General features: G+C 29.3%; 21 protein-coding genes, 1 tRNA gene, 2 rRNA genes and 1 other RNA gene. 8 read left to right on the plus strand and 17 right to left on the minus strand.

Features of this window, described 5'->3' with window-relative positions; all coding sequences use genetic code 11:
• Positions 1 to 7: 7 nt before the first annotated feature.
• The 5 genes from hisS to Bfest607_RS02700 all read right to left on the minus strand — a co-directional run bounded on the left by hisS (position 8) and on the right by Bfest607_RS02700 (position 5675).
• Positions 8 to 1294 carry a histidine--tRNA ligase gene (gene hisS / locus Bfest607_RS02680; protein ID WP_500838203.1) on the minus strand — a complete coding sequence of 429 codons (1287 nt, stop codon included), beginning with the start codon at positions 1292 to 1294 and terminating at the stop codon, positions 8 to 10.
• A 78-nt stretch (positions 1295 to 1372) separates the two neighbouring features.
• Complete coding sequence (ispG, locus tag Bfest607_RS02685; protein WP_500838204.1) at positions 1373 to 2461, minus strand: flavodoxin-dependent (E)-4-hydroxy-3-methylbut-2-enyl-diphosphate synthase; 1089 nt, start codon at positions 2459 to 2461, stop codon at positions 1373 to 1375.
• Between the two features lie 271 nt (positions 2462 to 2732).
• Entirely contained in the window at positions 2733 to 3827 is a 1095-nt protein-coding gene (gene rlmN, locus Bfest607_RS02690; RefSeq protein WP_500838205.1) for a dual-specificity RNA methyltransferase RlmN, read from the minus strand.
• Between the two features lie 90 nt (positions 3828 to 3917).
• Positions 3918 to 4328, minus strand: coding sequence for a nucleoside-diphosphate kinase (ndk, locus tag Bfest607_RS02695; protein ID WP_500838206.1), 411 nt, complete (start codon positions 4326 to 4328; stop codon positions 3918 to 3920).
• Between the two features lie 150 nt (positions 4329 to 4478).
• Positions 4479 to 5675 carry an IscS subfamily cysteine desulfurase gene (locus tag Bfest607_RS02700; protein ID WP_500838207.1) on the minus strand — a complete coding sequence of 399 codons (1197 nt, stop codon included), beginning with the start codon at positions 5673 to 5675 and terminating at the stop codon, positions 4479 to 4481.
• Positions 5676 to 6089: 414 nt separating this feature from the next.
• Here Bfest607_RS02700 and Bfest607_RS02705 point away from each other — a divergent pair, with 414 nt between their 5' ends.
• Positions 6090 to 6920 (plus strand): inositol monophosphatase family protein, encoded by an 831-nt coding sequence (locus tag Bfest607_RS02705; protein WP_500838208.1) that lies wholly within the window; start codon positions 6090 to 6092, stop codon positions 6918 to 6920.
• 12 nt (positions 6921 to 6932) lie between these two features.
• On the opposite strand, the gene glyA is transcribed toward Bfest607_RS02705, so the two are convergent.
• The 7 genes from glyA to lepA form a co-directional block, all read right to left on the minus strand.
• Positions 6933 to 8213: a serine hydroxymethyltransferase gene (gene glyA / locus Bfest607_RS02710; RefSeq protein ID WP_500838209.1), complete on the minus strand. Its 1281-nt coding sequence runs from the start codon at positions 8211 to 8213 to the stop codon at positions 6933 to 6935.
• 162 nt (positions 8214 to 8375) lie between these two features.
• A complete protein-coding gene (tadA, locus tag Bfest607_RS02715) occupies positions 8376 to 8843 on the minus strand; it encodes a tRNA adenosine(34) deaminase TadA (RefSeq protein WP_500838210.1) in 468 nt (155 codons plus the stop codon).
• A gap of 189 nt (positions 8844 to 9032) precedes the next feature.
• Entirely contained in the window at positions 9033 to 9413 is a 381-nt protein-coding gene (gene acpS / locus Bfest607_RS02720) for a holo-ACP synthase (RefSeq protein WP_500838595.1), read from the minus strand.
• The gene (gene pdxJ, locus Bfest607_RS02725) at positions 9370 to 10155 is read right to left on the minus strand and encodes a pyridoxine 5'-phosphate synthase (protein WP_500838211.1); all 786 of its coding nucleotides are present in this window, start codon (positions 10153 to 10155) and stop codon (positions 9370 to 9372) included. Before pdxJ ends, acpS begins: the two co-directional genes overlap by 44 nt.
• Before the next feature lie 134 nt (positions 10156 to 10289).
• Positions 10290 to 11003 carry a ribonuclease III gene (gene rnc, locus Bfest607_RS02730; RefSeq protein ID WP_500838212.1) on the minus strand — a complete coding sequence of 238 codons (714 nt, stop codon included), beginning with the start codon at positions 11001 to 11003 and terminating at the stop codon, positions 10290 to 10292.
• Positions 11004 to 11102: 99 nt separating this feature from the next.
• Positions 11103 to 12107 carry a signal peptidase I gene (gene lepB / locus Bfest607_RS02735; protein WP_500838213.1) on the minus strand — a complete coding sequence of 335 codons (1005 nt, stop codon included), beginning with the start codon at positions 12105 to 12107 and terminating at the stop codon, positions 11103 to 11105.
• A gap of 37 nt (positions 12108 to 12144) precedes the next feature.
• Positions 12145 to 13935: a translation elongation factor 4 gene (lepA, locus tag Bfest607_RS02740; RefSeq protein ID WP_500838214.1), complete on the minus strand. Its 1791-nt coding sequence runs from the start codon at positions 13933 to 13935 to the stop codon at positions 12145 to 12147.
• Between the two features lie 138 nt (positions 13936 to 14073).
• On the opposite strand from lepA, the gene ung reads away from it, so the two are divergent.
• Positions 14074 to 14742 carry a uracil-DNA glycosylase gene (gene ung / locus Bfest607_RS02745; RefSeq protein ID WP_500838215.1) on the plus strand — a complete coding sequence of 223 codons (669 nt, stop codon included), beginning with the start codon at positions 14074 to 14076 and terminating at the stop codon, positions 14740 to 14742.
• Positions 14743 to 14985: 243 nt separating this feature from the next.
• On the opposite strand, the gene grpE is transcribed toward ung, so the two are convergent.
• Entirely contained in the window at positions 14986 to 15576 is a 591-nt protein-coding gene (gene grpE / locus Bfest607_RS02750; RefSeq protein WP_500838216.1) for a nucleotide exchange factor GrpE, read from the minus strand.
• Between the two features lie 124 nt (positions 15577 to 15700).
• Between grpE and nadK the strand changes: the two genes are divergently transcribed.
• Together nadK and bamE are read left to right on the plus strand one after the other, a co-directional pair.
• Positions 15701 to 16576, plus strand: coding sequence for an NAD(+) kinase (nadK, locus tag Bfest607_RS02755; protein ID WP_500838217.1), 876 nt, complete (start codon positions 15701 to 15703; stop codon positions 16574 to 16576).
• Between the two features lie 173 nt (positions 16577 to 16749).
• Entirely contained in the window at positions 16750 to 17058 is a 309-nt protein-coding gene (gene bamE, locus Bfest607_RS02760) for an outer membrane protein assembly factor BamE domain-containing protein (RefSeq protein ID WP_500838218.1), read from the plus strand.
• 63 nt (positions 17059 to 17121) lie between these two features.
• Here bamE and Bfest607_RS02765 read toward each other — a convergent pair whose 3' ends face one another.
• On the minus strand, positions 17122 to 17556 hold the full coding sequence (locus Bfest607_RS02765) for a type II toxin-antitoxin system RatA family toxin (protein ID WP_500838219.1): 435 nt from the start codon (positions 17554 to 17556) through the stop codon (positions 17122 to 17124).
• Between the two features lie 142 nt (positions 17557 to 17698).
• Here Bfest607_RS02765 and smpB point away from each other — a divergent pair, with 142 nt between their 5' ends.
• The 4 genes from smpB (at position 17699) to pssA (ending at position 20654) form a co-directional block, all read left to right on the plus strand.
• The gene (gene smpB, locus Bfest607_RS02770) at positions 17699 to 18157 is read left to right on the plus strand and encodes an SsrA-binding protein SmpB (protein ID WP_500838220.1); all 459 of its coding nucleotides are present in this window, start codon (positions 17699 to 17701) and stop codon (positions 18155 to 18157) included.
• Positions 18158 to 18205: 48 nt separating this feature from the next.
• Positions 18206 to 18619, plus strand: a transfer-messenger RNA (tmRNA) gene (gene ssrA, locus Bfest607_RS02775).
• A gap of 218 nt (positions 18620 to 18837) precedes the next feature.
• Positions 18838 to 19167 (plus strand): DMT family transporter, encoded by a 330-nt coding sequence (locus Bfest607_RS02780; protein WP_500838596.1) that lies wholly within the window; start codon positions 18838 to 18840, stop codon positions 19165 to 19167.
• A gap of 107 nt (positions 19168 to 19274) precedes the next feature.
• On the plus strand, positions 19275 to 20654 hold the full coding sequence (gene pssA / locus Bfest607_RS02785; RefSeq protein ID WP_500838221.1) for a CDP-diacylglycerol--serine O-phosphatidyltransferase: 1380 nt from the start codon (positions 19275 to 19277) through the stop codon (positions 20652 to 20654).
• A 95-nt stretch (positions 20655 to 20749) separates the two neighbouring features.
• Here pssA and Bfest607_RS02790 read toward each other — a convergent pair.
• From Bfest607_RS02790 to Bfest607_RS02800, 3 genes are all read right to left on the minus strand, one after another.
• Positions 20750 to 23794: ribosomal RNA gene (locus Bfest607_RS02790) — 23S ribosomal RNA — on the minus strand.
• Positions 23795 to 24051: 257 nt separating this feature from the next.
• Positions 24052 to 24124, minus strand: a tRNA-Glu gene (locus tag Bfest607_RS02795).
• A 139-nt stretch (positions 24125 to 24263) separates the two neighbouring features.
• Positions 24264 to 25888, minus strand: a 16S ribosomal RNA gene (locus tag Bfest607_RS02800).
• Together the 16S and 23S rRNA genes with 1 tRNA gene alongside form the textbook arrangement of a ribosomal RNA operon.
• Between the last annotated feature and the right edge of the window lie 188 nt (positions 25889 to 26076).

Here is a 26076-nt window from a genome sequence, read left to right on the forward strand (position 1 = left end):
TCTATTTTTAATCTTTAAATACAAAATTTTTCAACTTTCTAATAATTTCATTATATGTGAAAATATTTTGATTTTTAGATTTTATATCTTTCAAAACAACTGTTTTTTCATAAACATTTTGATCTTTTATAATCAAAACAAATCGAGCATTATTCTTAATAGCTTGATCGAATTGCTTCTTAAAATTCCCTCCTCCATGATTTACCATTAAACGTAACAACGGCAATTCATTTCTAATATTTTCTGATAAAGTAAATAAATATTGTTGAGAATAATTACTTAGATTTATGATGTAAACATCTATATTCATAAGAGTGCTCGTAATTATGTTATTATTACTAATACTCTTAATTAGCAATAATACGCGTTCTAACCCAATAGATAATCCTACAGCAGGTACCGATTGTCCTCCTAACTGTTTTGATAAATTATCATAACGACCACCTGCACAAATAGTGTTTTTAGCTCCTAATTTATTTGTCACCCATTCAAAAACTGTACGATTATAATAATCCAATCCACGTACTAAATACGGATTAACAACATAAGATACTCCAAGATTATCTAATAATTTACATAATTTATTAAAATGACTCTTAGAATCCTCATCTAAATAATCATACAAAATAGGAGCTTTTATCAATATTTTTTTTAGCTCTTCATCTTTTGTATCTAAAATACGCATTGGATTGGAATATAAACGGCGAATCATATCACTTTTTAAACTATCTCTATTTTTTTCTAAAAAATTTATTAATTTTTCTCGATATAATTCCCTAGATGATAACAACCCTATAGAATTTAATTCTAATGTTACATATTCACTAATTCCTAATTCCTTCCAACAACGCATAGCGATTAAAATCAGTTCAACATCTATATCTGGACCAATTTGACCAAAAACTTCTGCACTAAATTGATGAAATTGTCTATATCGACCTTTTTGAGGCCGTTCTCTTCTAAACATTGGTCCTATATACCATAATCTCTGTTCTTGATGATAAAACAAAGAATGCTCAATTCCAGCGCGAATACATCCAGCTGTTCCCTCTGGTCTTAATGTTAAATTATCTCCATTCTTATCATTAAAACTATACATTTCTTTTTCAACAACATCTGTTACTTCTCCAATTGCTCTTTTAAATAAATCTGTAAATTCTACAATAGGAAATCTAATTTCATTATATCCATAACTACTCAATATAGATTTGAACACATTTTCAATTTTCTGCCATAAAAAAGTATCTTTAGGTAAACAATCACACATCCCTCTAACAGATTGAATTCTTTTCATACACTATATAAATATACATATTTAATTATATTGAACATTTTAATTATATTACTTACTCTAAGTAATATAATTATATAGTTATTTATTCATAGATCTAGCACGAATTCGACGCTCTAATTCTTTGACTATCGATTTATTATCGCAACGTTCTTTTTGTCTAATCCCATCTTCATATATTCCACTTTTATTTTTAGCTCCTGCTACTCCTATAGTTGACGATAATGATTCTCCTGGTCCATTAACTACACATCCAATAATAGATACATCCATAGATGTATCTATATCACATACTTTCTTCTCTAAAGAATTTACCACACTAATAACATCAAATTCTTGCCTTGCACATCCTGGACAAGCTATAAAATTGACTCCTCTAGTTCGTATCTTTAAAGCTCTTAAAATATCAAATGCTACTTTTACTTCTTCTACAGGATCTGCAGCTAAAGAAATACGTATGGTATCCCCAATTCCTTCCGTCAATAAGAACCCCAAAGCTATTGAAGATTTAACCGTTCCATTACGCAACAAACCAGCCTCAGTTAATCCTACATGTAGTGGTTGATCAATTCTAGATGATATCTTTCGATATGCACGTAAAGTAGTAAATAAATCTGAAGACTTAACACTTACCTTAAACTGATGAAAATTAAACTTATCTAAAATATTTATATGCCGCATTGCAGATTCTAATAAAACATGTTCCACAGAACTTTCTTTATATTTATTTACTAAATCACGTTCTAAAGATCCAGAATTCACTCCAATTCTAATCGAAATATTTTTATCTTTCGCACAATCCACTACAGATCTAATACGATTATTATTACCAATATTCCCGGGATTAATCCTCAAACAATCTGCACCATATTCTGCAGCTTTTAACGCAATACGATAATCAAAATGAATATCAGCTACCAATGGAACATCAATAATTTTTAATTTAATTTGCTTAAACGCTTCAGCTGCATCCATAGTAGGAATCGATATTCTTACAATATCGACTCCTACTTTTTTTAAAGCATTAATTTGATTGATTGTTCCTACAATATCTGTAGTACGAGTATTAACCATAGATTGCACTGCAATCGGAGCTCCATCCCCTATAGGAACATCGCCAACGTATATGCGAGTAGACTTTCGACGAATAATATTAATTGAATCATTCATATTACTACCTCGATTTTTATATTAAAAAAAACACACATATTCTTATACTATCAATAAAAATTCTTTATTGCTTTTAATTATGTTATTAAAAACATAAAAAAAAAGAACAATTAATCTAATTTATTTAATAATAAATAAATAAAATTTTTTTTAAATATAAAATATGTATTACATCCAATACACTAATATATTAATGTGTATTCCTGTACTTATATTGATTATTATAAATGATAAATTTGGTCATTACTATTATCTAATTTAATATATCTTGTTACTCATGTATCTTATTATTAATAAAATTTCCTATTAATTGTCCACATGCAGCATTTATATCTAATCCTCTTATTCTTCTAATTGTCGTTACAATACCATAACTTTTTAAAATTTTATAAAATTTATTCATTCTTTTATAAGAAGTACTTTGTAAGTTTTCAGTATTCTCAATAGGATTCCAAAACATTAAATTAACTTTACATGAAAACGTAATAAGTTTTCTCGCTAATTCATGTGCATGTTTTACCTCATCATTAATATGATTTAACAATATATATTCAATTGTTACCTTCTTACCCCGAAAAGTTTTTTGTTGTAAATAACAACGAATTGATTTTAATAAACAATCAATATTATATTTTTGATTAATTGGCATAATTTTATTTCTAATTACATCATTAGGCGCATGTAAGGATACAGCTAAAGATATATCAATCATATCTTTTAATTTATCTATACCTGGAACAATTCCAGATGTAGACACTGTTACATGATGTTTAGATAAATTAAAGCCAAAATTACTCAATATAATCTTAATAGATGATACAACATTTATTAAATTCAATAAAGGCTCTCCCATTCCCATAAACACTACATGAGTAATAGGAATAATTTTATTATTATTTTTTAAATGTGTATTATTATAAAAAATAAATTTTGCTATTCTCCACATTTGACCAACAATTTCTGATGTTTTTAAATTTTTCACAAATCCTAACTTCGCTGTACCACAAAAACTACATCCTAAAGCACATCCGCATTGTGAAGATATACATAAAGTTGCTCTCTTATCGTCAGGAATATACACTGTTTCAATATATTTATTATTATCAATCTTCATTATCCATTTTCTTGTTCCATCATCAGATTGTTGTTCATGTACAATAACAGGAGCATTAATTTCTGATATTTGATTTAACTTTCGTCTTAAATTTTTATTTAAATTAGTCATCTTGCTAAAATCATCGCAATACTTTTTATAAATCCAATCCATTATCTGTTCAGAACGAAAAGAACATTCTCCTAATTCATTAAAAAAAACTAACAATTTGTCAGGAGACATATCAAGTAAATTGATTTTTTTTAACAACATAAAATATTTTCTATTGAATAGTTAAGTTATCTAGTAATTTAGTAACACATATTGAATTCGTTTATATTCATACTTATAATATATTTATTTTTATTTTGTATTAAAAAAATATGATATTTCAAACTCAGCAGAACTTTTAGAATCTGATCCATGAATAGCATTTCTAGTACAACTCTCCCCATAATCAGCTCTAATAGTTCCAGCTAGTGCATTATTTGGATTAGTAGATCCCATGATTTCACGATTTCGTCGTATTGCGTAATCACCTTCTAAAATTTGAATAAATATCAAACCAGAAATCATAAATTCAATTAAATCATTAAAAAATAATTTGCTTTTATGTTCAGAATAAAATCCTGAGGCTTCTTCCCTCGTAAGCTGTAACATTTTAGCTGATACTATAGTCAATCTAGAAATTTCAAACCGGCTAATTATAGAACCAATCACATTTTTAAATACTGCATCAGGTTTAATAATTGATAATGTACGCTCTTTTACCATATTTATTCCTTATCAACATATACATTACTTTATTTTTAATAAGCATTATGAATAAGATTATTAATGAATTATCAAAAACTATTTATAATCAAACACTTATTTGAATATATATTAATATATTGTATATTGATTTTTTATTAATAACCTTATTCATAATAAATGTATCATTTCATTTAACTTCATAACTGTAGCAACAATTTGATGAATAGCATAATCTATTTCTTCTTCTGTTGTAAATCTTCCCAAAGAAAATCTAATTGAATTATAGGAAAGTGTAGGATTTACTCCTAAAGCTGTTAAAACATGCGATACACTCATTGTCTCAGAGGTACACGCTGATCCAGAAGACAAAGCAAAATCTTTTAATGCTATCATTAATGTTTCTCCATCAATATTAATAAAACTAACATTTAATAATGTCCCAATACAATGATCTAAATCGCCATTTATTGTAATTCCTTCAATTTGTTGCAATCCTTTCCATAAACGATTTCTCATTTTTTTTAAAAAACTCATTTCCATTTCCATTTCTTTTTTTGCTATCTGATATGCTTCAGCCATACCAACAATTAAATGTACCGGCAAAGTTCCAGATCTCAAACCATACTCATGTCCGCCTCCATGTATCTGAGGTAAAATATTAATTTTAGGTTGTAGTATTGTTGTTTTATTTATATAATTATTATATTTACGCACATATAATCCTCCAATACCTTTTGGTCCATACAACTTATGAGCGCTAAAAGACATTAAATCTATTGGTAAAATAGATAAATCAATATGTAACTTTCCAATACTTTGTGCTGCATCTACATGAAATATCACATTATTTGAACGACATAACTTACCAAATTCTTCAATATCTTGAATAATTCCTATCTCATTATTTACATGCATAATAGATAATAAAATTGTATCATCACGTAATACTTGACGAATTTGATCTACATAAATCAATCCATTACTTTGAGGAATGATTTTAGTAATTTCAAATCCTTGATCTGCAAGATTCTGACAAGTATCAAGTACGGCTTTATGTTCAGTTGCGCTAGTAATAATATGCTTGCCTTTCTTATAATAAGAATATGCTATACCTTTAATAGCTAAATTTATTGATTCAGTAGTTCCTGAAGTAAAAATAATTTCATCCGATTTGGCTCCAATTAATGACGCAATACGTTTACGAGATAACTCTACTGCTTCTTCTGCCTTCCATCCATAATAATGGGATCGAGATGATGAATTACCAAATATACCGTCTATAGTCAAATATTGATACATTTTTTCTGCAACTCTTGAATCTACTGGAGATGTGGCAGCATAATCAAAATATATTGGTAATTTCATTCTATATGTACTCCAAAAAATAAAAAGATTACTGTAATTCAAATAAATTATATACTTTATAAATATAAAGTATATAATCACTCATTACAATTTATTTATTTTAAACCAATCACTCATATATATGAATATTTATATATGATATAAAATTTAATTATTTGTTTAAAATTACATACGTAATATTTAACATTTTTATCTCTAATAAATATTTAGTAATTAATGAATAGATTTGTATGTGTTCAACATGACTATATAATCACGTCTATTTAATAAATTTATTACTAAATAGATATTATATTTAATAATAAAGTACATAATATTATAAACTGTAATTCATCAAATAATACTATTTAAATCTTTATATATAAAATTATATTACAATTCATATATATGAAATTTTATATATAAACAAAATACATGCATCCAATACTAAATATCGCTATACAAGCAATAAGAAAAGCTGGGAATTTTATCATCAAACAATATGAGTTAGCTAACAGCTATAATACAAAATCAACAAGTTGTATACAAAATTTCTTAAACAAAATACATACTGAATCCAATCAAATTATTTCAACAATTATAAGAAAATTCTACCCTTCACACGTAATCATTAATACTTATGATCAACATACTATAATCATTCCAGATTATAACACAACATATTGGATCATAAATTCTATAGATACTAATACTAATTTTATTAAACAATTTCCATTTTTTACTTTATCTATTGCTGTTCAACAAAAAAAAAAAATTGAAATAGGTATAATATATGACCCAATACATAATGAATTGTTTAGCGCATGTCGAGGGAAAGGAGCTCAATTTAATAATTATTATCGTATTCGACTACATCATCATCAAAACTCTTTAAAAATATCAAATAAATTTATATTTACCATAACATCATGTAATACCGAGTATACAAACCATAATAATATTATAAATCTATTAAATAAATTAAACGACTTAGACCATATCGTCATAAATTTTAGGTGTACCGGATCTATAAATTTAGATTTGATTTATGTTGCAATGGGTCGATTAGATGGATGTTTTTTAATATCTTTAAAAAAAAATATTAAATTAGCTAGTAGTTTTCTGATAATTAAAGAATCAGGAGGCATGATTATAGATTTCAATGGAAATATAATCAATGATCACTTATTTCAAGGCAACGTAATAATTGGACACTCAAAACTAATAAGAAAAATACTACCTTTTACAAAAAACTACTCCAGTTAATATACTTTTTATTTAAATACCAAAATTTATATCTGAATATACTGGTCGTGAATTACACTTTTTTAAAACCTTATTCTTTATAGCTAAAATATTTTTTTCATTATTTATGTGAGTTAATATATCAATTATCCATTCAGATAACTCTAAAATATCATCATTGCTAAAACACCGTCTAGTAACTGCAGAAGTACCAATACGTATCCCAGAAGTTAAAAAAGGACTTCTATTATCATTAGGTATACAATTTTTATTTACAATAATATTAGCTCGCTCTAAAGCTAAGCTAGCATCTTTTCCAGTAATGTTATGATTTGTTAAATCTAATACAAACAAATGATTTTTTGGAATACCAGAGATAATTTTAAAACCATTCATTAGAAATTCTTTTGCCATTATTTGAGCATTTTTTACAACTTTCTTTTGGTACTCCTTGAAATTTGCAGTCATAGCTTCTTTAAAAGCTATAGCTTTAGCTGCAATAACATGAACTAAAGGCCCGCCTTGAGAACCTGGAAATACAGAAGCATCTATTTTTTTATAAAATTCTAAATCACCTCTGCTATCTTCATTATTGAAATTATTATTTCCATTTGATAATATTATCCCTCCTCTTGGTCCAGATAAAGTTTTGTGTGTAGTAGCAGTCACAATATGAGCATATGGAAGAGGACTTGGATATATTCCTGCAGCGACTAAACCTGCAATATGAGCCATATCAACAAATAAATATGCTTTAATAGAATCAGCAATTTCTCGCATTTTTCTCCAATTTACAATACCAGAATATGAAGAGAAACCACCTACTATCATCTTTGGCTTATATATCTCAGATAAATGTAATAATTGTGAATAATCAATATCTCCAAATTCATCTAAACCATAAAATACTGTATTATATAATTTTCCAGAAAAATTTACTTTAGATCCATGAGTTAAATGACCTCCATGCTGTAAATTCATACCTATAACAGTATCTCCAGGATTTAATAAAGCGTTATAAACAGAAAAATTTGCTTGAGAACCTGAATGAGGCTGTACATTTGCATACTTAGCAGAAAACAATTTTTTAGCCCTATCTATAGCCAGTTGTTCTATCAAATCAACATATTTACACCCACCATAATAACGATTACCAGGATATCCTTCTGCATACTTATTAGTGAAAGGAGACCCCTGAGCTTTCATAGCTTCAATACTAATGTAATTTTCAGAAGCAATTAATTCTATATGTTGCTCTTGTCTGATAATTTCCTTTTTTATTATATCCCATACTTCAACATCATTATATATCATATTATTACTCTATTAAATTAGAACCGCTACTAATATATGCTAACATATAACAACATCTAAATCAATGTCATTAATTTATATAATAATTTATAAAACAAACAACACATATGAATTTTATATTATAATACTCACAACGATAATTTATTATTTCTATACATGGAATTAACGTTTATTTTTAAAAAATCTTTTTATTTGTTTCGAGCAAATCTTATTCAACACTCCTGTTGTAATAGAAAAACGATGATTAATCACAGAACGATCTATTAAATAATTATTCCATAATACATCTATCCACCGTACTTTATTATCTTTTGCTCCACACACTAATCTAAAAATACGCGCATGAATCATTGCTCCAATGCACATCATACATGGCTCCATTGTTACATATAAAGTAGTATTTAATAAACGATAATTACCTAAAAACCTTCCACCAACACGCAATGCTATAATTTCTGCATGAGCACTAGGATCATGGTATATGATTGAAGAGTTATACCCATACCCTATAAGTCTTCCGTTATAAATTAATACTGACCCTATTGTAATATTTCCATAAAAACCAGCAAGATTAGCTAGAATTATAGCATAACGCATCCATATTATATCCATATCTAATAAATTAGACATATCATATACATTTTATTATGACCAATAATACATACTATAATTACATCAATAAGATAATTTATCAGAATTATTTTATTAATATTTTACTTAATACATCTGCTTTATTTATTTTTGTTATAATTTTATTTATATAAATACACAAATATATATTTATTTTTAAAAAATAAATATACAAAAACAATAAATACATTAACATTCTAAAATTACTACTGCACAAGCATACATATGAGTATCAGTTAAAGTGACATATGTCTTTTTTAAAGATAAAGACTTAGCTAACTGAGCAGCACAAGAAAATAAACGTAACACTGGCTTTCCATAATCATCATTAAATATTTCAAACTGATTAAAAGTCACTCCACGAGTCATACCTATTCCAAATGCTTTTGATGCTGCTTCTTTTGCAGCGAATCTCTTGGACAAAAAATAAATAGAATTATTTTTATTGTAATATATTTCTAATTCTGATTTTCTAAGAATACGCTTAGCTAATTTATCTCCACTACATACTACTATTTTTTTTATCCTATTTATCTCTACTATATCTATTCCTATTCCCCGAATCACTATTGATTCTCCTCGATTCTATTAATAATCTCTTCATATCCAGAATTGCTTTAGGTAATCCATCAAACATAGCTCTACTTAAAATAGAATGTCCTATATTTAATTCTTCTATCTTAGTCAACATTGCAATATTCTGAACATTATTATAATTAAGTCCATGCCCAGCATTTACTATAAAACCACAACTATTAGCATATTTTACACCTGTTTTTATGCGTTTATACTCTATATCAGCAATTTTAATGTCATTCTGACTTACAGACTCAGCATATGATCCTGTATGCAACTCAACACACGAAGCTCCAATAGTATACGCTGCATCTATTTGTTTTTCATCAGGATCTATAAACAATGAAACTCTAATTCCAATATCCTGTAGCTTAGACACTATATCTTTTAATTTGTTTATCTGGTTAATTAAATTTAAACCACCCTCAGTAGTTAATTCTTGACGTTTTTCAGGAACTAAACAACAATAATTAGGCTTTACCTCACATACAATATCAATCATCTCATCTGCTACTGATATCTCTAAATTCATAGTAGTTTGTATAGTTTCTCGAAGTAATTTTACATCTCGATCAGTAATATGTCTTCGATCTTCTCTTAAATGTACAGTAATACCATCTATTCCTGACTGTTCTGCTATAAACGCAGCATAGATAGGATCAGGATATTTAGTACCTCGAGAATTTCTTATAGTAGCAATATGATCAATATTTAAAGCTAACAATAAATCAGACATAACTGTATTCCACTCAAATTATTTATATAATAAAACTTAGATTTTTAATTTAATAAACCAAAATGACTTAAAAATACCAATACTCAATTAATAGTAAACAATATCTATTATGAAATTTTTTTCCTACATATAAATTAATAATTTTTAAAATTTACATTATCCGTATTATCATACGATATTAATATCTTTAATGCATTTTTTGCTGCTAATTGTTCTGCTTTTCGTATACTAGATCCAAAACCTACTGCTGGATTTGCTAATTGACTAACCTGGCAAAATATAGTAAATACTTGATTATGCGCTTGACCTTGCACTTGATTTACATAATATATAGGTAAAGGTAACCGGCGTCGTTGTAAATATTCCTGTAAACGAGTTTTAGGATCTTTCTGATTACTTTTAAAACTGATCATATTTAAATGAAATTTATACCAATTTTTAATTAATATTTCAACAACTTTTATATTACTATCCAAAAAAATCCCTCCTATTATAGCTTCCACAGTATTAGCCAAAATAGATTTTCGTTGAAAACCTCCACTTTTTAACTCACCTTGACCTAATTTTAAATATTCTCCTAAATTAAATTCTTTAGCTAACATCGTTAAAGTTCCAGAACATACTAAATTAGCACGTATTCTACTCATATCTCCTTCACTAATATGATTATATTTATGGTATAACACACTAGCAATCACATAATTTAATATAGAATCTCCTAAAAATTCCAATCTCTCGTTATGTTGTTTACTAAAACTTCTATGAGTCAAAGCTAATACTAATAAATCTAACTTACTAAAAAAATACCCTAATTTTTCTTGAAGAACATTAAAATCTACAAAATTCATATAAAAAACACTTAAAATCCATATATCTCATAAATTCATATAATTTATTATTTTAAATATTAATAATCATTTATTATCTTATTTAACTTTCAGATATTTTTATTGTATTATGCTTCCTATTCTATCAAACTGAATACCAGTAGGCCATTGTCCTTCTTGTTTTTTAAAGCTCATCCAAACTATCACAGCTTTTCCAATGATATTTCTAGTAGGAACACATCCCCAATAACGACTATCTGAACTATTATCTCTATTATCACCCATTACAAAATATTCATTTTCAGGAACAAGCCATTCAGATACTAAATGACTGGAATATTGATCATACATATCCATAAATCTAATATCTCCAGGAGAAATCATGGTTAAAATACTATGATTCAATCCATTTAGTGACTCTGTCGTTTTAACTAATCTAATTCCAGAAGAATAATCTTTTGTTGAATTCGAATCTTTAATTTTTATAAAATCTGTACTTATTGTTCCAGTTTTAGATTTATGAAAAATCTGAATAAAATCACTTAATTTAATATCACTATAAGTAATTGATAACTCTTTACTATAAAGACCATCCTTTCCTATAGGAAATATTATTAACTTTTTGCTTATTATATTATAAATTATTTTATCTCCAGGCTCCCCTATCACTCTCTTAATATAATTCAATTTTGGATCTTTAGGATATTTAAATACGACTAAATCTCCACGCTTTGGATGGTTATTAAAATCAATTAAAGTTTTATGACTAATAGGATCTTTAATTCCATACACAAATTTATTCACTAAAATTAAATCTCCTATTAACAAAGTAGGCATCATAGAGCCAGATGGTATTTGGAATGGTTCAAAAATGAATGATCGAAATATAAAAATTATTAACAACACTGGAAACATAGAAGATATGAATTCATATAATTTTAAAAAAAATAATAAAAATGTACTAAACGCACCATTTGAATTCAAAAAATAATTTCTTATTCCTGCTAAATTCATTTTTTCTAATTTATTTCGTTTATTTATTATTATATATAATTTTTTTATCATCCAAAAAATTCCTGACACCGCTGTAATTAATATCAAAACAAAAGAAAATATATTAATCATATATAACTCACAATAGAATAAATATTTAATGCCTATATCAATGATTTTTGCTCAAAAGAGACAGAAAAACCCCATGCGTTAAATTCACATTACCTAATTTTTTCATTCTTTTTTTTCCAATTTTTTGATTATACAATAATTTTTTTTTTCTGGTAATATCCCCTCCATAACATTTATATGTAACATGTTTTCTTAACTGTTTTACAGTATTACGACATATAACACGACTTCCAATAGCTGCTTGAATTGAAATGTCAAACTGCTGTCTTGATATCAATGATTGCAACTTATCTATTAGCATACGACCCCTCTTTTCAGCTATCATTCGATGTGTAATTAAAGCTAATTCATTAATACGTTGTTTATTAATTAATATTTCTAAACATACTATATCAGATACTTGAAATCGATTGAACTTATATTCAAAAGAAGCATACCCTTTAGATATTGATTTAACTCGATCAAAAAAATTCAATATTATCTCTGACATAGGTAACTCATAAACTAAAATTACTTGATCCCCTTTGTAATTTAAAGATATTTGAATACCTCGAATTTCAACACATAATTCAATAATTCCTCCAAGATATATTTTTGGAAACACAAAACTACATAACGCGATAGGTTCACGTATCTCTTTAATATTAGTTATAGATAAAAACTTTGATGAATTATCTACAGATATTATTTTATTATCAATAGTTAAAATCTCATAAATTATTTCCGGAGCAGTAATAATGAAATCTACAGAATATTCTCTTTTCAATCTTTCTTGTATAATATCCATATGTAATAATCCTAAAAATCCACAACGAAAACCTAAACCGAGATATGCAGATCTATTGGGTTCATAATGTAAAGATGGATCATTTAAACCTAACTTATATAAAGCATCAGAAAATATCTTTTGAGTCGTAGTACCAATAGGAAATAATCCAGCATATACAAAATGCTGAACTTTTTTAAATTTAGGCAATGGAGTTTTTGATGGATTCTTCAATAAAGTTAAAGTATCTCCTACTTCAATTCCTGTAAAATGTTTAGAAGAACATATTAACCAACCTACTTCTCCGCAATTTAATAACTCACGTTTTATCTGTTTTGGAGTAAATATTCCCACTTGATCTACAACATAAATTTTACCTGTACTCATAGATTTTACAATATTACCCTTACGTATTACTCCATTTTTAACACATACTAATAATACAATACCCAAATAATTATTAAACCATGAATCAATAATTAATACCTGTAAAGGAGCATCAGGATTTCCTTGAGGAGAAGGAACATCACAAATTAAACGTTCTAATATATTAGATACACCAAATCCAGTTTTCGCAGAACATAAAATTATATCTTTTTCATCAATACCAAGAATATTTTGTATGTTAATAGATATTTGTTTAACATCTGCTGTTAATAAATCTATTTTACTTAATACAACAATAATTTTTAAATTCATTTTTATAGCAATTTGATAATTAGCTATAGTCTGTGCTTCAATTCCTTGAGATGCATCGACCACTAATAAAGCACCTTCACATGCTGATAAAGAACGAGATACTTCATACGAAAAATCAACATGTCCAGGAGTATCGATTAAATTAAATTGATATCTGTTACCGCTTTTAGATAAATAATTTAAAGTTACATTCTGTGCTTTAATAGTAATACCACGTTCTCGTTCTAATTCCATAGAATCTAAAACTTGAGATTTCATTTCACGTTCATTTAATCCTCCACAAATCTGAATGAATCGATCAGATAATGTTGATTTACCGTGATTAATATGAGCAATAATAGAAAAATTACGTATATATTTCATGTTAATATTTTTATATTTCCAAATACTAATCAAAAAACTACTATATTAATTACAAATAATAATATTAATTGTAATAAGTTATTATTAATTTAAAATAAATACTATACTAATAAATTTTATTATATAAAATTATCTTTTATGAATCAAAAATTCACCTGGAAACTCTTTTTATCAAAAGAAAAAAAACTTCCTTATTTTAAAAATATCTTAAATATTTTAAATCAAAAAAGTAAATTAGGAATCACTATTTATCCCAAAAAAAATGATATTTTTAATGCATTTCGTTTTACCGAATTCAAATCTGTAAAAGTCGTAATATTGGGACAGGATCCTTACCATCAACCTAATCAAGCTCATGGACTTGCATTTTCTGTTTCTCCTGGAATTAATCCACCTCCTTCATTAAAAAATATTTATAAAGAATTATCAACTGACATCAATGGATTTATTCCTCCAAAACACGGTTGCTTAAAATCTTGGACTCAAGAAGGAGTATTGTTACTAAACAGTATTTTAACTGTTGAAGCAGGAAAAAGTTGTTCTCATGCAAATATTGGTTGGGAAAAATTTACTGATAAAATAATACATATACTTAATATATACCGAAAAAATATTGTATTTTTACTATGGGGCAACTATGCTAAAAAAAAGGGACAAATTATAGATCATCAAAAACATTATATTCTTAATTCTTCTCATCCTTCTCCTTTATCAGCTCATTACGGGTTCCTAGGATGTAAACATTTTTCTAAAACTAATGTATTTTTATTAAAACATAATAAAAAAATTATCAATTGGAAATTATAAAAACATAATTTTATGTTTAACACAAATAAAATAATATATGTCTACTATTCATTTTAATAATAAATAGCCAATACAAGACCTAACTTTATGTGCTAAACACAAAGCTACTTTAAAACAAATCACTAACAATCTATTACTTTAAATAAAAGTTAATTATCCCATCAAAAATTAAGTACTTTTACATATAAAATAATAATCATTAATTATATTTAATAATATAATTCTATCTAATAATTTTTCATCTTAACATTTAGATTTAGATACTGTAACCATAGCTGGACGAATTAATCTACCATTAAGCAGGTACCCTTTCTGAATAATTGTTAATACTTGATTAGATTTGCATTCCTGAGATTCTACTGCAGAAATTGCTTGATGTATTTCAGGATTAAAATCAACATGAACTTCATGTATAGACTCTACTCCAAACTTACGTATTGTATCTAAAAACGATTTTAAAGTTAAATCAATACCCTCTGAAATCACAGACAAATTATTATCTGTTCGATCAATGATACTCAATGTACGTTCTAAATTATCAATTACAGGTAATAATTCCAGAATAAATCTTTCTAAAGCAAATTTATGTGTCTTTTCTATTTCCTGTGTATTTCGCCGACGAATATTTTCTATTTCGGCTTTAAGACGTAAAACAGTATCTCTTTCGTGTTCTTTAAGTTGAGCTAATTTCATTTCCAATTTAATGATTTGATCATTTTTTAAATCAATAATATTATCCGTATTGGAGATAGATTCTGATGACTCTTCTTTTGAATTTATTGTATTAATACAAGAAATACTATCATCAAGATTATCTTTGTTATTATCTGTCATTAATTTTCTCCGTTTTCTTATTTATATATTTTATAATGCAATTATTATAAGGATGAATAACAGGTATTCAATACTCATTTACAATGAATAAAAATTATCATTTATACAGAAAGGATTCAACAGCATGACTATTTCTATTTTCCATACTATCGGTCTTATAGGGAATGTTCATTATCCTCAAGCAATTAATATATATTATACTTTATACCAATGGTTATGTAATCAAGGTATAAAAGTAATAATAGAACAACATATTGCTAATTTATTACATATACGAAAAGCAATTATAGGAAATTTAGAAGACATAGGAAATCTTGCTGATTTAGCAATAATTATCGGCGGAGATGGCAATATATTAAGAGCTGCAAATATTCTTGTTCGACATAATATTAAAATCATTGGAATTAATCTAGGAACTTTAGGATTTCTTGCTGATTTAAATCCTAGATCTGCATTAACAGAATTATCAAAAATACTTTCAGGATATTTTATTAATGAAAAACGATTTTTATTAGATATAAAATTAAAACAAAACGATACTTTATTTAAATTAGGTACTGCTGTTAATGAAGTAATTTTACATACTAATACAATTAAACATATAATTGCATTTAAGTTATATATCAATAATAAATTTGCTTTTTCTTCTAGATCAGATGGATTGATTATTGCTACCCCAACCGGATCTACAGCATACTCTCTTTCTGCTGGAGGACCAATTTTAACTCCTACAACAAATGCTATTGTTTTAGTTCCAATATGTCCGCATGCCTTATCATCACGTCCAATTGTAGTCGATAATAAAAGTACAATTTCTTTAAAATTCTCTAAAATTATATCTAAAATAAAATTAGGATGTGATAATCAAACACCTATTAATATTTGTGGAAAAAAAGAAATCGTAGTACAACAAAGTAATTATTTCCTTGATTTAATTCATCCAAACACTTATAACCATTTCAAAAATTTAACTCTTAAACTAGGCTGGGCAAAAAAATAATTAAATTACATTATTTAATTTGACTAAATACTACTTATTTATCATTATAGAATAAATTTTACAATACTATTATATGTAATTAAAAATTCAAAAAATTGATTAAAATAATATATACTGATTTTATAAAAAAAATAAAAACACTGAATACCATCCATACATATTATTATATATGGATGGTATTCAGTGTTAATTGTAGTTGTATTCATCAATTCAATTATTCAAATAATTCACATACAGAACAAGGATCATATCTTACAAAACAAGATATCCAAAAAATTCATATCGGTATGACAAAATCTGAAATTCTTTCAAATATTAATATCACACCTACATTACAAAACTGTTTTGGATCAAACATATGGTATTATGTATATCATAATCAAAATAATAATGATACATTACAATATCAAACTACAATTTTAACATTTGATCAAAAAGATATACTAATCAATTTACATATCCTAAGCAATATAAAAAAATGAATTAATAAAGACTATTATATTTATTTCATTTAAATTTACATTATTAAAAATTAAAATTATCTATCAATAACCATAGATCTTTTCAGCTCTTAAAACAAATATTTTAATTATATTTTTATATAATTTCTGAAAAGAGCAATGAAAAAGTTTTTTGTTTAAAATAGATTTAAATTCATAACAAGAAATATATTCAATATTACAAATTACATTAGTTATAGGAATAAATTTCCAACATCCATAAAACGATTTAAATGGGCTATTTACTAAAAAAATTAAAATACTTTTATTTTTTACAAAAAAATTATGAGTAGTTATAGATTGAGCTATTCCTTTAGAAATTAAATGAACTTCAGCAATTAACTCGGTACTATTTTGTAGTATAATATCTACTTCTCTGCAACCTGGAATAAATTCAGTATAAGAACTAACATCATTTACTAAATTGAACATTTGTTCTACACTGTAAGGAACAACAGACAAACATTTTATATAATGCATGTTCACCTTATTTTCATATTTATATATAATTCATTATTTAACAATAAGTATTTTAAAATAAATAAAACACAATAACATTTATATAGTTATATGCTCCACATTATAATATAAAAATTGATGTTTTTATTGATTAAGATAAAAAATGAACCAATCAAATTCTAATAAAATTATACAAAATAAAAGTATATACTATAAATATTCTATTGAAAAGACAATAGAATCTGGATTAGTATTATTAGGATGGGAAGTTAAATCAATACGATTCAAACAAGTTATTATTGATAACAGTTATGTGTCTTTTCAAAACCAAGAAGCATATATGTACAATTCTTTTTTTCAAAAAAATACTAATAATACTTCCGTTTATGAAACTAATCGTATCCGAAAATTATTATTAAAAAAAAAAGAATTACTATTTTTAAAAGAACAAATTAAACGTTACAACTATACTATAGTTATTTTGGATTTATTTTGGAAAAATTCTTGGGTTAAAGCCAATATTGGCTTAGCTAAAGGAAAAAAAAATTATGATAAAAGACATATTAGAAATAAAAATCAATGGAAAACTGAAAAACGTAACTATATTAAATATATTAAATAATGTTGTATTTGTATAATGTTAATGATACAATGATACTGCTGTGATAATGGGGCTGATTTTGGATTCGACGGGATATCCAAAATTTATAGTGCATGTCGAGGGGAGATAGGCCTCGAAAAAAAATCTCAAAAAAATAATTGCAAATAATAAATATACTGAATCTGTTGCATTAGCAGCTTAACCAAACTAAACCATTGGAGATTCCCTTTTACACTTAAAATTACTCTTAATTTTAAGTGTGTACAAATGAATTAAATTTTATATGTATATAAAAAGGTCATAATAATAAGAGTACTCGTAAATGTGTAGCTTTTCACACTACGTTTAAAATAATTAAAGCTAATTGAAAATTAATAACTGATCTTAGTTTGTTTTCAATGAATATATTTTAAGATCTAAACATGTAGTAACTATAAATTAACAGAATTCTGGACGCGGGTTCGATTCCCGCCAGCTCCACCATTATTCATATTTAATGACTTAATTAATTTTTTAAATTTAAAAGTAATTATGTATTTTTTAAAATTAATTAATCTCAAATCATTTTTTGTTCTATTCACTTCCTACAACATGATATCTTTACAAAGATATCATGTTGTAGGAAGTGAAACAAAGATATCATGTTGTAGGAAGTGAATAGAACTTACTTTCAATCATTAACAATAAAAAATCAAAACTATATGGATTATTTATATTTATTTGTTGCTATTATTTCAGAAGTAATTGCTACAACTTCATTAAAAGCTTCTGAAGGATTGAGTAAATTTTATCCTGCTGTTGTTGTAATAATAGGTTATTCTTTGTCTTTTATACTACTGTCATTAGTATTACGTACTATACCAATGGGCATCGCTTATTCTTATTGGGCTGGATTAGGTATAATATTTATTACTTTTGTAGGATACTTTTTTTACAATCAAAAAATGGATATTTATTCTATTATTGGTATTATTTTAATAATTATTGGCATCATTTTAATTAATATCTTTTCTAAAACAATACAACATTAATAATATTAAAAATATTTATTATAAGAGAATATTTATCTTTTGATAAAAAAAAATACATATAGTACTATCTATTGATTGTTATATATTTTTATATATAGGTATGTTTTGTGCTTTACAATATAAAAAAAAATAAAAATCAATTTGAGTACGATAAACACGATCGATTTTTAATAGAATTGCCAAAAATTACTCAAGAATCTAAATATTTTACAACTTTGTATAATCCTAAAGAATTTCATTCTGAATTACTAAACTCCATTTCTCAAGCTTATCAATATATTTATCTTGTTTCTTTGTATTTAGAAAATGATCAAGGAGGTCAAAATATTATCAATGCTGTACTAAATGTCAAAAAAATTCGACCAACAATAAAAATCAAAATTATAGTTGATTGGTATAGAGCTCAAAGATCCAGATTTGGAGAATCTACGTATTACACTAATGCATATTGGTATAATGATATATTCCAAAAATATCCAAATATTGAAATTTCAATATTTGGAATCCCAATAAATATTAATGAAGCATTAGGAGTATTACACTTAAAGGGTTTTATTATTGATGATAAAATAGTATATAGCGGAGCTAATATAAACAACGAATATCTACATATATATAATAAATATAGACATGATCGATATCATGTAATAAAAAACAAACACCTAGCTGATATAATGTTAGAATATATTGATAATGTATTATTAAATTCAAAAGTAGTTAAAAAATTTAATCAAAAAAATTTTTCAAATAAATTAAGTAAAAATCATATTCTTACATTTAGAAATAAATTAAAAAAATCCTCCTATGCATATCAAAATAATGCTAATTTTAATGAATTATCGATTTCACCGTTAGTTGGATTAGGAAAAAATAGTATACTTAATCAAACAATATATCATTTGATATCTTCAGTGAAACATAAAATGGTGTTATGTACCCCTTATTTCAATATACCCAATATACTAATGCGTGTAATATATGCTTTATTATATCAAAACAAAATTATAGAAATTATCGTAGGTGATAAAATTTCAAACGACTTTTATGACCCTAATCAAGAATATAAACCATTTAAGTTTATTAGTGCTCTACCGTATTTATATGAAGTTAATTTGCGTTTTTTTCTAAAAAAACTACAAAACTTTATTGATAACAAACAACTAATTATTCGATTATGGAAAGAAGGTGATAATGGATATCATATCAAAGGAATATGGGTTGATAATGAGTGGCAATTACTTACTGGAAGTAATATAAATCCTAGAGCTTTAAGATTTGACTTAGAGAACGCCTTATTAATTCATGATCCACTACATGAATTAATACATCAAAAAAAACAAGAATTAGATAAAATAAAATCTTGCACGTACCTCATTAATCATTATACATCTTTACAAGAAATATCTGATTACCCCGTAAAAATCAAACGACTCATATTAAGAATACATAAAATCAAATTTGATAAATTAATTAAAAATTTATTATAAAACCAATAATCATAACACAATATAATTTGTGTATAATATGCATCTATATTGTTTTAAATATTTATTATCATGATATAAAAATTTCAAGTATTGCGAAGTTAAGTTCTCACGGGTCATTAGTATCGGTTAGCTCAACGCTTCGCAACGCTTACACACCCGACCTATCAACGTCATCGTCTTTAACGTCCCTTTAGGAGGATAAATAAATCCTCAGGGAAGACTCATCTTGAGGCAAGTTTCCCGCTTAGATGCTTTCAGCGGTTATCTTTTCCGCACATAGCTACCGGGCAATGCCATTGGCATGACAACCCGAACACCAGAGGTGCGTCCACTCCGGTCCTCTCGTACTAGGAGCAGCCCCTCTCAATCTTCCAACGCCCACGGCAGATAGGGACCGAACTGTCTCACGACGTTCTAAACCCAGCTCGCGTACCACTTTAAATGGCGAACAGCCATACCCTTGGGACCTGCTGCAGCCCCAGGATGTGATGAGCCGACATCGAGGTGCCAAACACCGCCGTCGATATGAACTCTTGGGCGGTATTAGCCTGTTATCCCCGGAGTACCTTTTATCCGTTGAGCGATGGCCTTTCCATACAGAACCACCGGATCACTAAGACCTGCTTTCGCATCTGCTCGAACCGTCATTCTCGCAGTTAAGCTAGCTTATGCCTTTGCACTAACCTCACGATTTCCAACCGTGATTAGCTAACCTTTGTGCTCCTCCGTTACTCTTTAGGAGGAGACCGCCCCAGTCAAACTACCCACCAGACACTGTCCTTAATCCGGATAACGGATCAAAGTTAGAATATCAAACATTAAAGGGTGGTATTTCAAGGATGGCTCCATAAAAACTAGCGTCTTTACTTCTTAGCCTCCCACCTATCCTACACATCAAAATTCAAGATTCAGTATCAAGCTATAGTAAAGGTTCACGGGGTCTTTCCGTCTTGCCGCGGGTACGCCGCATCTTCACGGCGAATTCAATTTCACTGAGTCTCGGGTGGAGACAGTCTGACCATCATTACGCCATTCGTGCAGGTCGGAACTTACCCGACAAGGAATTTCGCTACCTTAGGACCGTTATAGTTACGGCCGCCGTTTACCGAGGCTTCGATCAAGAGCTTCTTTTTTTATCAAAAATAACCCTCTCAATTAACCTTCCGGCACCGGGCAGGCGTCACACCGTATACTTCCACTTTCGTGTTTGCACAGTGCTGTGTTTTTAATAAACAGTTGCAGCCAGCTGGTATCTTCGACTAACTTCAGCTCCAGAAGTATATAATAAATATATTCCTTCACCTACATATTAGTGTGCCTTCTCCCAAAGTTACGGCACCATTTTGCCTAGTTCCTTCACCCGAGTTCTCTCAATCGCCTTAGTATTCTCTACCTAACCACCTGTGTCGGTTTATGGTACGATTAGATATAACCTGAAGCTTAGAGGTTTTTCTTGGAAGCATAGCATCAATTCCTTCACCAATTAAATGGCTAGTCATCACATCTCAATGTATAAAGATTGGATTTTCCTAATTCTTCCATCTACTTGCTTAAATCGAGACTACCGATCCTCGACGAACCTAGCTTTCTCCGTTACCCCATCGCAATTATATCTAGTACAGGAATATTAACCTGTTTCCCATCGATTACGCCTATCGGCCTCACCTTAGGGGTCGACTTACCCTGCCCCGATTAACGTTGGACAGGAACCCTTAGTTTTTCGGCGAGCAGGTTTTTCACCTGCTTTATCGTTACTTATGTCAGCATTCGCACTTCTGATACCTCCAGCATGTTTTACAACACACCTTCTCAGGCCTACAGAACGCTCCCCTACCCAATAAAATACTTATTTTTCTTCTCATCTTCTTATCATTTATTTTGCATAAAACACAAAATAAAACGACAAAAAACTTACATAAAACTTAACAAGCATATTACTGTCGCAGCTTCGGTGCATGATTTAGCCCCGTTACATCTTCCGCGCAAGCCGACTCGACCAGTGAGCTATTACGCTTTCTTTAAATGATGGCTGCTTCTAAGCCAACATCCTGGCTGTCTAAGCCTTCTCACATCGTTTTCCACTTAATCATGACTTAGGGACCTTAGCTAGCGATCTGGGTTGTTTCCCTTTCCACAACGAATGTTAGCACCCGCTGTGTGTCTCCCGTAATAACATTCTTTGGTATTCGCAGTTTGCATCGAGTTGGTAGCTCGGTTTGAACCCCTAATCGAAACAGAGCTCTACCCCCAAAGATGAATTTACGAGGCGCTACCTAAATAGCTTTCGGGGAGAACCAGCTATCTCCCGGTTTGATTGGCCTTTCACCCCTAACCACAAATCATCCGCTAATTTTTCAACATTAGTCGGTTCGGTCCTCCAGTTAGTATTACCTAACCTTCAACCTGTTCATAGTTAGATCACCGGGTTTCGGGTCTATATCCTGCAACTCACAACGCCCAGTTAAGACTCGGTTTCCCTACGGCTCCCTTAATCAGTTAACCTTGCTACAGAATATAAGTCGCTGACCCATTATACAAAAGGTACGCAGTTGCAATTTTTACTAATAAACAACATTAGTAACTTAACTTGCTCCTACTGCTTGTACATATACGGTTTCAGGTTCTATTTCACTCCCCTAACCGGGGTTCTTTTCGCCTTTCCCTCACGGTACTAGTTCACTATCGGTCAGTCAAGAGTATTTAGCCTTGGAGGATGGTCCCCCCATCTTCAGACAAGATACCACGTGTCCCGTCCTACTCATCGAGCTTACAAACTTAAATATTTTCAGATACGGGGCTATCACCCTATATTGCTGATCTTTCCAAATCATTCTCTTAATATATAAATCGTAATACTACACGCTCTGGGCTAATCCCGGTTCGCTCGCCACTACTGCGGGAATCTCAATTGATTTCTTTTCCTCAGAGTACTAAGATGTTTCAGTTCCTCTGGTTTTCCTCATTTAGCTATGAATTTACTAAATGATAATGCACTATTTAAATTGCATTAGGTTTCCCCATTCGGATATTATCGGTTAATAACGCTCCAAATCAGCTCGCCGATACTTTTCGCAGATCTGCACGTCCTTCTTCGCCTTTGACTGCCAAGGCATCCACCGTATACGCTTACATCACTTAACTTCGCAATACTTGAAATCTCTATTGTAATAAATTATACATAATATCATTCACTATTAACAACAATAACAACAAATTTACCTATTTTGCATTTTATATAATATAAAAAATATATTATACTTATACATTAAATAAAAAATTTATATATCCAATTTGTTAAAGAACAAAAATAATACAAAGTAAAACTAATAAATATCCACTCGATTTATTCTACATTACCACTCACTACCACTACTACTTCTAACTACTAGTTTACTAATGTCCCCTAGGGGCTTCGAACCCCTGTTGCCGCCGTGAAAGGGCAGTGTCCTAAACCTCTAGACGAAGGGGACTCTTCTATATCTAGATTAATACTCAACAACCCTTCATTCAATAAAAACATTATAGACTATCACTACTACTTCTTTTATAAAAAGATTACGAATTCATTTATACTTGTAGACACTTTACTTACACACATTATCTTAAATGTAAGGAGGTGATCCAACCGCAGGTTCCCCTACGGTTACCTTGTTACGACTTCACCCCAGTCATGAATCACAAAGTGGTAAACGTCCTCCCTTTTTCAAGGGTTAAACAACTCACTTCTTTTGCAACCCACTTCCATGGTGTGACGGGCGGTGTGTACAAGGCCCGGGAACGTATTCACCGTGACATTCTGATCCACGATTACTAGCGATTCCGACTTCATGGAGTCGAGTTGCAGACTCCAATCCGGACTAAGACGCACTTTATGAGGTTTGCTAACTTTCGCAAGATCGCTTCTCTTTGTATACGCCATTGTAGCACGTTTGTAGCCCTACTCATAAGGGCCATGATGACTTGACGTCATCCTCACCTTCCTCCGGTTTATCACCGGCAGTCTCCTTTGAGTTCCCGACTTTACTCGATGGCAACAAAGGATAAGGGTTGCGCTCGTTGCGGGACTTAACCCAACATTTCACAACACGAGCTGACGACAGCCATGCAGCACCTGTCTCAAAGTTCCCGAAGGCACCCATATATCTCTACATGGTTCTTTGGATGTCAAGAGTAGGTAAGGTTCTTCGTGTTGCATCGAATTAAACCACATGCTCCACCGCTTGTGCGGGCCCCCGTCAATTCATTTGAGTTTTAACCTTGCGGTCGTACTCCCCAGGCGGTCGATTTAACGCGTTAGCTCCGAAAGCCATAACTCAAAGTCACAACCTTCAAATCGACATCGTTTACAGCATGGACTACCAGGGTATCTAATCCTGTTTGCTCCCCATGCTTTCGTACCTGAGTGTCAGTTTTCGCCCAGGGGGCCGCCTTCGCCACTGGTATTCCTCCAGATCTCTACGCATTTCACCGCTACACCTGGAATTCTACCCCCCTCTACGAAACTCTAGTCTATCAGTTTCAAATGCAGTTCCTAAGTTAAGCTCAGGGATTTCACATCTGACTAAATAAACCACCTACGTACTCTTTACGCCCAGTAATTCCGATTAACGCTCGCACCCTCCGTATTACCGCGGCTGCTGGCACGGAGTTAGCCGGTGCTTCTTATATAGGTAACGTCAATTAATTTTGGTATTAACAAAACTAAATTCTTCCCTATTGAAAGTGCTTTACAACCCTAAGGCCTTCTTCACACACACGGTATAGCTGCATCAGGGTTTCCCCCATTGTGCAATATTCCCCACTGCTGCCTCCCGTAGGAGTCTGGACCGTATCTCAGTTCCAGTGTGGCTGGTCGTTCTCTCAAACCAACTAAGGATCATCGCCTAGGTGAGCCATTACCTCACCTACTAGCTAATCCTGTCTGGGTTCATCCAACGGCATAAGGCTTATTTCAATCCATTCCCTTATATCATTTTTTTAATATACAAAAAAGAATAAAAACAAGTCCCCTACTTTGGTCTCATCGACTTTACGCGGTATTAGCTATTGTTTCCAACAGTTATCCCCCTCCATTGGGCAGATCCCCAGATTTTACTCACCCGTTCGCCGCTTGCCGGACAGAACACATATTTCATCTTTTACAACAAAACATGCCTCCCCGTTCGCCGCTCGACTTGCATGTGTTAAGCTTACCGTCAGCGTTCAATCTGAGCCATGATCAAACTCTTCAATTTTTAAAAACTAACACACCATTCCTCAATTAATACAGAATGGCAATTATAAAACCCATTCACTTTATTTTCAATTTACTCAAATGCATATGTTCAAGTGTCTACACAAACCTCTTTACTATTCTATCCTTCTTGTAATATAAGAACTCCTTTCAAACACTTTTAAATTATCATCTCCATATCATAAAAAA

Source organism: Candidatus Blochmannia festinatus (nom. nud.) (assembly GCF_059936355.1).